Raw genomic sequence first — 10436 nt, 5'->3', positions numbered from 1 at the left:
AGCAAGCCCGCTCCCACAGGTGCCGAGTACAGCCCCAAGAAATTGGTCGGCTGGAAGGCCGTCTTCGCGGGCAGGCTCGCTCCCACAGGTGCCTACCGGGCGACCTGGTACTGATGGGAGAGTGTTTCCCTGTAGGAGCTGCCGAAGGCTGCGATCTTTTGATTTTGATTTTTGACCATGTCGAAGGGGGCGGAAGATCAAGATCAAAAGATCGCAGCCTTCGGCAGCTCCTACAGTGGGTCGGCGTACATCCACGCTTCTCACCACTCAACAGGCCGAGCGTTAGCTCGCCTGCAGCTCTTGATCCACCCGCCCCCTCGGCAGGCTGAGTGGAGGTGTTCATCCGGGGATGGGCGCGCAGCGCCGTTCGACGCAGTCGAACTCATTGCATGTAGGTCGAAGCGAAGCCGACCGGAGGGCAATGCCCCCGGATGAATGCCGGAGCGAAGGAACCCCGAGCCTCAGCGAGGGGCCGTACGTAAGGGGCGAGACCTTTGGTTCCTTTGGGGCGTTTGCCAAAGTGACCCGCTGTAAGAGCGGAACCGTAAGTGGCCGTTACCGAAGAAACGGATATGTACTCAATCACCCAAGAACCTGGTCGGCTCGGAGGCCGCCAAGGTCAAAAGATCGCAGCCTTGGGTAGTTCCTAATCATCCACCTCGTTCTGCGTCAGATACCGCTCCAGCGTCTCATTCTGCACAGGCTGGGAATTGTCCCCCGCCACCTGCCACAACCGCCGCTCGATCCCCTGGGCCAGCAAATGCCCCACCGCCGCCTCGATCGCCGACAACACACACAACTGCGCCGGCTCGTTGGTGGTATAGCCGACCTCGGCCTCAAGCAGTTTCTTGAACTCGATGAACTTGAACACCCCGGCACTGCGACCAACCGAATAAATGGTCTTGCTGGTCATCACGTTGGCCAGCACCTGCCCGCTGCGCACGTCCACCGCCCGCAGGTTCACCGTGACCTGATCCACGCGGTACTCACGGGAAATGTCGATGCCCAGGTAGCGTGCCCCTTCCCCGCCACTGCGCACGTTGGTGTCGTAGGCGATGATCCCGCCTTCGAGCATCATGTTTGCCGCCTGCAGCGGCGGCAGCTCACCGAGGATGTTCACCGGTGTATTGGGTTTCTTTTGCGAGGCGCGGATGATCTTGCGCTCGGTCAACAGGTTTTGCAGCCCTTCACGCTCCAGTACCACGAACCAGCCACTGGCCTGCAAGGCGTCCATCAGCATGCTCGCCGCGCCCTGGGTCACGCTGGTGGAAAACGAGCTGGCCGGGGTTGGCTTGTATTGCCCGGTCTGGTCGCGGAAACCGTACACCACCGCCATCAACTTGCCCTTGGGGCGTGGCATGTTCAACAGGTCGTAATAGGTCGACGCCCTGGGGGTCAGGGTCGGCGTTTCAGTGTCCTGTTCAGCGGACATCGGTTCACGCAGACCACAGCCGCAAAGCACCGCCAACAGCATCCCTAGCAGCATTATTCTTTTCATATCCATAACTCCCCATCGGCCCATATCCCCATCAAGGGGTGGTGGTGATGCCGTTTACCTGGATTTCCGACACTTCACCGGTTGCCCGGTCGGTCACGTTGATCGTCAAAGCGCCCGAGTCGTCGATGACGTTGACGATAAAGGCGTCAGTCGACAGGCTCCCGGTGTTGCCCGTGGAGATGTTGTCCAGCAGTTGCCCCAGCAACCGCGATTGCAACTGACTGGTAAACCGTTCCAGCGCCGAAGTGCCGACTACAGGGGTACGGTTGTTCAGATCGGGATCGTCGTAGTCGTTCTGCGCCTGGGCGTTGTTGAGCAGCCAGGTGCCGTTCAACGGGTTGCCGCCGAACGCCGGGTTGATGGGTGTGTAGACCAGTTCTGTGGCATGGACCAGGCCACCACTTCCCGCCCCGGAAAACCAGAGGCCGAGCAACCACAGTCCCGTACGCTTGCCGAAAGCTGTTTCCTTCATATTTCGTCCCTCTCAAGGTCGGTGGTGTCCTGCAACAAGACTTCCAGCTTGCGCCGCACGATCTCCATGCGAACCTGGTCGGCAGCCTCATAGGCCTCGTCTTTCAACTCCACTGTGTTCGGCGGCAGGAAGCGCCGATAAACCAGCCGTTGCTGAAACTCCACGGTCACCAGGCTGCCCCAGCGCGCCGAAGGTCTTTCGCGCACCACCAGGTTGAAATCCATCGGGCTGGTGGCACGCAGGCGTTCACTGAACGAGTAATAGAAGTCATGGCCGATGTGCGAAATCGTGTCGTCGATGATGAACCCCAGCATCTCGTCGTCTTGCGCCGAGGCGAAGCTCGTCACCAGCGTCAGGACCAGTGCCGCGAGCCAGTGCCGGATCAAGGTTGCAATGCCTGAGGTGCAGTGGACTGTGCTTTCGGCTGCCCGCTGGTGTCATCGAGGAAGGCTTTTTCGGCCACGAACTGCCAGTCCTTGTAGCTGGCCATTCCATTGAAGTCCGACCACTGGCTGGGAAAGTTCACCTGCTTGAGCGGCTTCTCCGTGGAGGAGCAGTACACACCGCTGATGCGTCCGTCGACACCGCGTATCAGCTCCCATTCGCCCCCCGTCATCGGCTCCGGGTACAACTTGCGGATATGGTGCCTGGCCGACGGGAAGCGCTCGTCCTGCAACAGGTCCGCGAGTTCTTTGGGGTACATGGCGACGCCGGGCGAGCTGCGGTAATAGCTGCGCAGCGCCTGGGCATACTGCGTTCCGACCCAGAGCAACTGGTTTTCGCGATCCCGGCGTGAAGCGGTGGCCCACAATTCGCCGGCACTGGCCAGGCCCATGCCCATCACGACAATCAGAAACAGCACACCCAGGTAGGTGAAGCCGTCCTGGCCCGAAGGCTTACCACTCGGAGTAAAGGCTGCCATCACGAGCCCTCCCGGAGGCGCCACTCTTGATATCGGCCACCCCGCCCGCCACGCCTTCCGGTGGCGCGACCATGACCCAGGTGTCCTTGCGCTCGGCAATCGGGTCCAGCGGCTGGTTGCGCAGGTAGCGCAGTTCAACCAGCTGTTCGATGGAGTCGGGATATCGCCCGGTGTCCCCGTAGTAATGATCCAGCGCCTCGCGCATGGCCGACAGGCTCTGGCGCAGGGTGGTCTCTTTAGAGGCTTCCAGGCTGGTGAAGTAGCGTGGCATGGCGATCGTCATCAGGGTCGCGATGATTGCCATGACCACCATCAGTTCCAACAAGGTAAAACCCTTTTGCCGACGCATATGCTCACCACTCCCGATAGGCGATGCCATTGAGCCCCTTACCGCGAGCCTTGGAGTAAACGTCAAAGACGTCCTGGCCCTCCCGCGGGTTCTCAGCCGAACTGTCATAGGCACGCAGGCCCCAGCCGCCCTCGTCGTCACGCTTGACGGTGGCCAGCGGATCACGGGGGATGCGCCGCAGGAAATAGAACTTGGCCCCCTTGGCGCTGCGCACGTCACGTACACCATCGACCAGCACTTTCAGGTTCGGCGGGTAGCCGTTGCTGTCGAGCGTCTTCTCGATGTAACCGGCGTCGAAGGCGCGTTTATAGGCGTCGATGCCATCGCGGATCTGGTACAGCGCGTTCCGCAGTTCCTGCTCTTTGCCCCGACGCACCACCGTCTCGGTCAGCGGTGCGGCCATGCCGGCCAACAGGCCGATCAGGGCAAGCGTCACCACGACTTCGATCAGGGTAAAACCGCGTTGCGAGGCGTTCATGATCATGGCTTCCCGACGGTAACGGTGGTGGCGATCGGTGCGCTCATGGGGCCGGTCTGGACCGTCGTGTTCATCGAACGGTCAGGGGCCTGGATGTGCATGCTGGTTTCGGTGCCGGTCGGGAATTCCATATCCGACGGGCTCTGGTACGGCAGGTTGCGCACGATCCGCGGAGTGATCGACAGCACCAGTTCGGACTTGCTGACATCGTCCTTGTTGCTGCCGAACAGACGGCCCAGGCCAGGAATGTCGCCAAGGCCAGGGATCTTGTTACCGCTGCTGCCATGGTCGTTGCGCACCAGACCGGCGAGGATCTGGGTTTCGCCATCATGCAGACGCAAGGTGGTCTGGGCGTTGCGGGTATCAACCTGGACTGGAATGGTGCCCTGAGCGGTCGGCGTCAGCGGCGTGGCGTTACTGACTTCCAGCGCGATCTTGATCGCCACTTCGTTGTTCAGGTGCACGATGGGCTGCACTTCAAGCTTCAGACCGACGTCGAGGTAGGTCACGCTTTCGGTGATCACCGGGCCCTGGGTCGAAGGCACCGAGGTGGCGCTGATGATCGGCACGCGCTGACCGATGTGGATGCGCGCCTGTTCGCGGTTGCTCACCCGGATCACCGGGCTGGCCAGGGTGTTGATGTCCTTGTCCTGGGCGTTGATCTTGGCCTGGGGCGCCGGGCTGATGGAAATCCGGCTCGAGTCGATGCCTTTGAGCTGGTCAAGGATGGACACTGGCGAGCCGTCGCTGTTGATCACACCGAAGGTGTTGGGCCATTGCAGGCCAAGGTCGAGAATGCGTTGGCGGGCGACTTCCATCACTTCCACTTCCAGCACCACTTCGGGGTTGGACTGGTCCTGCGATTGCAGGAGTTTTTCCGCCATGCGGATGGCGTCGCCGGTGTCGCGCATGGTCAGGGTATTGAGGCGTTCATCGACGAACACGTCGCGGGTCTTGAGCATGGTCTTGATCATGTTCAGCGCGGTGTTTGCATCGATGCTGGTCAGGTAGAAGGTGCGCATCACCAGCTCCTGGTAATCCTTGAGCTTCTGCGGCGAGTCCGGGTAAATCAGCAAGGTGTTTTCATTCACCACTTTCTGGTGCAACTGGTTCTGTTGCAGCAGCAATTCCACGGCGTCTTCGATGCGCACGTCACGTACGAAGATCGTGGCTTTCATGTCCGGGCGCAGGTCTTTGTCGAAGATGAAGTTCAGGCCGGCGACCTGGGACAGCACTTCGAAAATGGTCTTCAGGTTGGCGTCGCGAAACTCCAGGGTCACCGGCCGGTCCAGGCGTGTGCGCAGCTGCGGGTACTGCACCACGTTGCGGCTCTGTACCAGGCGGATGTTGTCTTGCAGCTCCTTGGCGCCCTCGTTGGTCGGGTCCAGTTCGAGGATCTGCTTGACCTGGCGGTCGGCACCGTAGATGTCACCGCGACGCAGGTCGCCACGGGCCAGTTCGAGTTTCTCGTCCATGCTGCGCAGGTAGTCGAGCTGGCGCAGGGAGTCCTGGGCACGACGGTTGTTCGGCTCGATGCCCAGGACCCGGCTGTAGCCCATGCGGGCCCCGGCGAAATTGCGCTGGGCGCGGTCCATGTCGGCCTGGGTCAGCAGTGCCGTCACGGCGCGGGCCCGACCGCTATTGAGCGCGATGTGCAGATCGGTATCGCGAGGATTCTCGCGCAACCCCTGTTCGATGCGAGCCAGGCCGGCTTCGTACTGGCCAGATTCCATCAGGGCGGAAGCTTCTTCCTTGGCGACCTGCGCCGAACTGCATGCAGCCAGCCCTGCGCAAAGACAAAGGCTCATCAGCAAACGGGATTTGTTCATTCCGTACTCCCCACAGACAAAGTCTGAGCTAAATGCAGAGGCAGATAGACCAGGCTCAGCTCCTCTTTGGAAATGCGCTCGATCCGCCAGGTTTCGTCGATGACATCCCCTTTGCGCACGACGTAAATTTTTTCGCCACTCTGCAAGAACACCTGCAGATCGGAACGGTCATCCAGCCTGCCGACAAACTGGAAGGGCATCGGCGGTGCAGTGGGGACCTGCACCTCTGGCGTCACGACCACCGGTTGTTCAATGACGGTGCCGAGGACCGCCTGCGCTTTCCAGCTGCGGGCGGCGAACAGGTCGCCTGCCGGGCTCAGGTCCTTGATCGGCACTACCGCCGCGGCACTCGCTGCAGCCGTCGCGGCGCCCGGGGCCTTGCCTTTGGCTGGCGTGGCCACGGCGGCCAGCGCAGGGTCGCTGTCGTCAGCCTGCTTGAAGTATTCGGGGAACCAGGCCAGCGCTGCCGCTACACCGAAGAACACCACCCAACCCACCACTCGCTTGGTATTCATCATGACCTCGACAGGTAAAGGGTCATGCGGATCCGCCCGGTCAGGTCGGTATCGGCGATCTTCTTGCGTTGAAACTCCACATCCTCCAGCACCACCGCCGGCAACTGGCCGAGCAAGGCGTGCAGGAAACGCCGCAATTGCGGATAGCTGCCACGCACCGGCAGCAGAATCTGATAACGGGCCAGGTGCGTCTTGGGATCCACGCCCAGGGAATACTCGCCCCGGGACAAGGTGATGCGCTCCTGGGCGGCCAGGGCGTAGATCTTGTCGATGGCCACGGTGGCCTGGGGCTGGGACGGCAACTTGCTGCGGAAATCGTCGAGCTGGCGCTGCGGCACCACCGGTGCAGCCACGGTGCCGTCTTCAACCTTGGCCAGGTACTCGGTGGCTTCGCGGGTCTGCTGGTTGAGGCTTTGCAGCGACTGCCAGTCCGGCAGCAATCCGGCCAGGCTATAGCTCAGCGCCAGCACCAGCATGGCCAACCCTGCCAGCCCCGGAACGCCCAGGCCTTGCAGGTATTCGTGGACGATCAATTTATGGATTTGCATCGCCGATCTCCCAGGTAGCCGACAGGTTGAACTGCACCGGGTGTTCCGGCACGTTGGCGACAATTTCGTGGCTCAGCAGCGACACGTCGGACAGCTCGTCGCTGGCTTCGAGGCGACGGTGGAAATCGAGCATGGCGTCCAGGTCCATCGCCTCGGCGCTGATCCGGACCTGGCCTTTGCGGGCGTCCGGGGTCAGGGTCAGCAGGGCAATGTTGTCCCGCGGCATGGCTTCCAGCGTGGCGAACAGACGCTCCCAAGGGCGGCGCAACTGCTGGGAGACCTTGCGCATTTCGGCCAGGTTCTGCGCCTGCTCGCGAGTTTCCGCCGGGGTCAGGCCGGGCTTGCTGCCGTTGTCGCCGGTGAGCACCCGCTGGGTGGTTTGCAGGTGGCCCTGCTGTTGTTCGGCCTCGTTGCTCAGGTGCTGCTGCACCAGAGCGCAAGTCAGTGTCAGCACCACGCCACCAGCCAGCAGGCTCCAGCCCAGGGGACCTGCACGGCGGCGCGGCTGAAAGTCGAGCATCAGGGGGCGCATGTCAGGCCACCGCCCGAGACATGACGTACAGGCAATCGCGTACGGCTGTCCGGTCTTCTTCGAGGGTGCGCAGATGCACACCGGGCACATCAGGGTGCGAGTCGATGCGCGCCGGCGCATGCAGGTAGACCGTCAACGGCCGTTCGCTGGTGGATGCCTGCAACTGGTTCTCACGGCCGATCAGCGCCGTCAGGGCAGCATCACTGTCGCTGCTGCCCACCGAGCGCACCGACGTCCAGCGCCCTTCCCGGGCCAGCAGCAACACGCTGCGTACCGGTTCGGCGACCACGAACAGGAAGTCTCCGGCATCAAGGCTTTTATCGAAATGGTTGAACGCCGCCATCAGGTACGGCTGCACCGAGCGCAGGCGCAAGCCACGCGCGCTGACCAGGGTGCGCAGGCGGTCGAGCAAGTCCTGGGGCAGCGCGGTAGCGATGCGGTCATAACCGGCAGGCTCGGCCGACAGCACCAGGCTCCAGGGTTGCGTCGGTGTACCGTAGAGGTCTTCGAAACACAGTTGGGCGAAGCCGAGCAATTCGGCCGGGCTGCTGATCTGATCGCTCCAGGGCACCAGGCAATAGCGGCTGAAGTGTCCCGAGATCACCACCGTCAGTTCGGCCCTGGCAACGGCGTGTTCGGCCAGCAAACGGTCGAGGGTGTCGAGGGCCACCGCCCAGGCCTGGAAACCTTCGTCGATGTAGCCGACGCTGCCCAGCCAGTGGGTTGCACTGCCCTGGCGATGCCCCAGGCCTACACCGCTGGCGCCGAGCACGGCGACAAATTGCTCACGAGATAAAAGTGACACGATTGATCTCCTCGAGAGTGGTCCGGCCTTGTTCCACCAGTTCCAGCGCCGACTCGCGCAACAGGCGCAAGCCACGTTTGCAGGCATGGGCCTTGATTTTCGAGATGGGTTGACGCTCGACGATCATTTGCCGCAATTCGTCATCCAGATGCAGCAGTTCGGCAATCGCACTGCGCCCGCGATACCCGGTGCCCCGGCAATGCCCGCAACCCTTGCCGTGGACGAACCGGTAGTGAGCGACCTTTTGCGGATCGAGCCCCGAGACCTCCAGCTCTTCTTCTGTCGGGCTGTAAGGGGCGCTGCAACTGGTGCAGACCAGACGGATCAAACGCTGGGCCAGGACGGCATTGAGTGCCGAGACCAGGCTGTAGGGATCGATTTCCATCTGGGTGAATCGGCCGATCACGTCGAACACGTTGTTGGCGTGGATGGTGGTGAACACCAGGTGACCGGTGAGCGCCGATTGCACGGCGATCTGTGCGGTGTCCGGGTCGCGGATTTCACCGACCATGATCTTGTCCGGGTCATGACGCAGGATCGAGCGCAGGCCCCGGGCGAAGGTCAGGCCCTTTTTCTCGTTGACGGGGATTTGCAGCACGCCCGGCAATTGATATTCCACCGGGTCTTCAATGGTGATGATCTTGTCCACGCCGTGGTTGATCTCGGTGATCATCGCGTACAGGGTGGTGGTCTTGCCGCTACCGGTAGGCCCGGTCACCAGCACCATGCCGTAGGGTTCGGCGGCCAGCCGGCGCAACTGGCGCAGGGTATCTTCTTCAAAGCCCAGGGCTTGCAGTTGCACGCCACAGACTTTGTCGGCGAGGTCCTGTTTGTCGAGCACCCGCAGCACCGCGTCTTCGCCGAAGATGCTCGGCATGATCGACACCCGGAAGTCGATCTGCCGGCCGCTGATGCCGATCTTGAAACGACCGTCCTGGGGCACGCGCTTTTCGCCGATGTCCAGTTCAGCCATGACCTTGACCCGGGAAATCACTTGCTCGGCGAACTCGCTGCCCTGGATCTTGCTGATGTTGTTGAGCACACCGTCGATCCGGTACTTGATTACCAGGCCGCTGCCGGTGGTGCCCAGGTGAATGTCGCTGGCGTGCATTTTCAGCGCGTCGTACAGCGTCGAGTTGACCAGCTTGACCACCACACTGGCGTCTTCGCTGATGCTGGTCAGGGACAGGCTTTGCAGGGTATCGATCTCGGCTCCGCCCTCGGCCTGGGCGTTGAGCGATTCCACCGCGTGGAAACTTTCTTCGTGACGCGCCAGGTAGGCCTTCAGGTCGTCGGCATGCACCAGGTACAGCGGCGCGCCGTGCAGGCATTCATCGATCCAGGCCAGGCGTGCGCTGTCGAAGGGGTCGGCGAACACGCCGATGACCGCTTCGTCGTGACGCAGCAGGATGAATTCACGCTTGAGGCATTGGGCCAGGGTCACCCGGTCGAACACCGGGGTGGCACTGAACAGGCTGTCGGTGTCGAGCACCGGGTAGTGCAGGGTGACACCCAGGCACTGGATGAAAGGCATGGGAGCCAGTTCACTCAACTCCCCGAGGGTGTCCAGCATCCGCTCGCCGGAACTGGTGGCCAGGGCGCGCGCCTGGGCCAGTTGTTCACTGCTGAAGCGAGTCGGTACACATTCCACTTGCGCCGGTTCTACGGCAAGGGATAGACGGTCCATGGCTTGCTCTCCAACGCCCGGGGCTTTGAGCCCTGTCAGCGCGGCGAGTCATTTCGGCACAGGCCGGAACGTCTTGTCGCGCCACTACTCCCCGGTGAGCAATTGTTCGTCGTCTGGCGCCATGGAAGCCGAAGTATTTTTTCGGCGATCTGCAAGCACCCAACTACCGTCGTACAACTGCAGCGGGAAACTCTCGGTCCTGCTCTGGCGTCGTTCGACGAATCCTTCGGAAGTGCTCACGCTCACACCCGCTCTGGGCTCGCGCCGCCTGCCCAGAAGATCAAGCACTGCACGGGCCAATTCCGCCAACGGAAAGGGTTTGAACAGGATATGGCTGACTCCCAGTAGCCGGGCCCGCTCGCAAACTTCCGCGGTTGGATGCCCTGTGATCAGCACAAAATGGCACTTCCTGTTCTGGCGGACGGCATCGAGCACCTGAAAGCCTTCCATATCCGGCAAGCGGTAATCGAACACCATCACATCGGGTGCGAAATCGTCTGCTGCGGCGATTCCATGTGCACCGTCGTGAGCAATCCGGACTTCCAGCGCTTGCGCCTGCAGGTAACCCTGGAGGTTTTCCGCCAGCAGCTGTTCGTCATCAACAACCAGTACTTTGTTTAACAAGGTCGACTCCTTGAAACCGCAGGTCCGGGTTTTGAACCTGGCGGAGCGCGTGCCCTGAGAGGACTAACGCACACTTCATGCCAGGCTGAGCGCCGGTAATTTTAGGTCTTCATGTCCTTGAATTTAAAAACAATGCCTTTTCGTACAGCAATCCCATCCCCCAAAAACGGGGAAAGC

At 61.7% G+C, this 10436-nt stretch carries 13 protein-coding genes; all 13 read right to left on the bottom strand.

What is annotated here, in order from left to right; translation table 11 throughout:
* Positions 1-646 precede the first annotated feature (646 nt).
* The 13 genes from PMI26_RS08125 to PMI26_RS08185 all read right to left on the bottom strand — a co-directional run bounded on the left by PMI26_RS08125 (position 647) and on the right by PMI26_RS08185 (position 10259).
* Positions 647-1498, bottom strand: coding sequence for a CsgG/HfaB family protein (locus PMI26_RS08125; protein WP_007977253.1), 852 nt, complete (start codon positions 1496-1498; stop codon positions 647-649).
* Positions 1499-1529: 31 nt separating this feature from the next.
* Complete coding sequence (locus tag PMI26_RS08130) at positions 1530-1970, bottom strand: curli assembly protein CsgF (protein WP_007977252.1); 441 nt, start codon at positions 1968-1970, stop codon at positions 1530-1532.
* Positions 1967-2356 carry a curli production assembly/transport protein CsgE gene (csgE, locus tag PMI26_RS08135; protein ID WP_007977250.1) on the bottom strand — a complete coding sequence of 130 codons (390 nt, stop codon included), beginning with the start codon at positions 2354-2356 and terminating at the stop codon, positions 1967-1969. Before csgE ends, PMI26_RS08130 begins: the two co-directional genes overlap by 4 nt.
* Positions 2353-2892, bottom strand: a complete 540-nt coding sequence (locus PMI26_RS08140) for a type II secretion system protein (protein WP_007977248.1) — start codon at positions 2890-2892, stop codon at positions 2353-2355. The genes csgE and PMI26_RS08140 overlap by 4 nt, the downstream gene beginning before the upstream one ends.
* Complete coding sequence (locus PMI26_RS08145; RefSeq protein WP_007977246.1) at positions 2867-3241, bottom strand: type II secretion system protein; 375 nt, start codon at positions 3239-3241, stop codon at positions 2867-2869. The genes PMI26_RS08140 and PMI26_RS08145 overlap by 26 nt, the downstream gene beginning before the upstream one ends.
* Before the next feature lie 4 nt (positions 3242-3245).
* Complete coding sequence (locus PMI26_RS08150; RefSeq protein WP_007977244.1) at positions 3246-3719, bottom strand: type II secretion system protein; 474 nt, start codon at positions 3717-3719, stop codon at positions 3246-3248.
* A gap of 2 nt (positions 3720-3721) precedes the next feature.
* Positions 3722-5548 (bottom strand): secretin N-terminal domain-containing protein, encoded by a 1827-nt coding sequence (locus PMI26_RS08155; RefSeq protein ID WP_007977242.1) that lies wholly within the window; start codon positions 5546-5548, stop codon positions 3722-3724.
* A complete protein-coding gene (locus PMI26_RS08160) occupies positions 5545-6063 on the bottom strand; it encodes a hypothetical protein (protein ID WP_007977240.1) in 519 nt (172 codons plus the stop codon). The genes PMI26_RS08155 and PMI26_RS08160 overlap by 4 nt, the downstream gene beginning before the upstream one ends.
* Positions 6063-6611: a hypothetical protein gene (locus tag PMI26_RS08165; protein WP_007977238.1), complete on the bottom strand. Its 549-nt coding sequence runs from the start codon at positions 6609-6611 to the stop codon at positions 6063-6065. The genes PMI26_RS08160 and PMI26_RS08165 overlap by 1 nt, the downstream gene beginning before the upstream one ends.
* Entirely contained in the window at positions 6598-7143 is a 546-nt protein-coding gene (locus PMI26_RS08170; protein ID WP_007977236.1) for a PilN domain-containing protein, read from the bottom strand. The genes PMI26_RS08165 and PMI26_RS08170 overlap by 14 nt, the downstream gene beginning before the upstream one ends.
* A 1-nt stretch (position 7144) precedes the next feature.
* A complete protein-coding gene (locus PMI26_RS08175; RefSeq protein WP_007977234.1) occupies positions 7145-7948 on the bottom strand; it encodes a hypothetical protein in 804 nt (267 codons plus the stop codon).
* Positions 7929-9635: a GspE/PulE family protein gene (locus PMI26_RS08180; protein WP_007977232.1), complete on the bottom strand. Its 1707-nt coding sequence runs from the start codon at positions 9633-9635 to the stop codon at positions 7929-7931. Before PMI26_RS08180 ends, PMI26_RS08175 begins: the two co-directional genes overlap by 20 nt.
* Positions 9636-9719: 84 nt before the next feature.
* Entirely contained in the window at positions 9720-10259 is a 540-nt protein-coding gene (locus tag PMI26_RS08185) for a response regulator (protein ID WP_007977230.1), read from the bottom strand.
* Between the last annotated feature and the right edge of the window lie 177 nt (positions 10260-10436).

The organism is Pseudomonas sp. GM33 (assembly GCF_000282295.1).
Taxonomy (GTDB): Bacteria; Pseudomonadota; Gammaproteobacteria; order Pseudomonadales; family Pseudomonadaceae; genus Aquipseudomonas; species Aquipseudomonas laurylsulfatiphila.
This window is presented reverse-complemented; position numbering and strand designations above follow the sequence as displayed.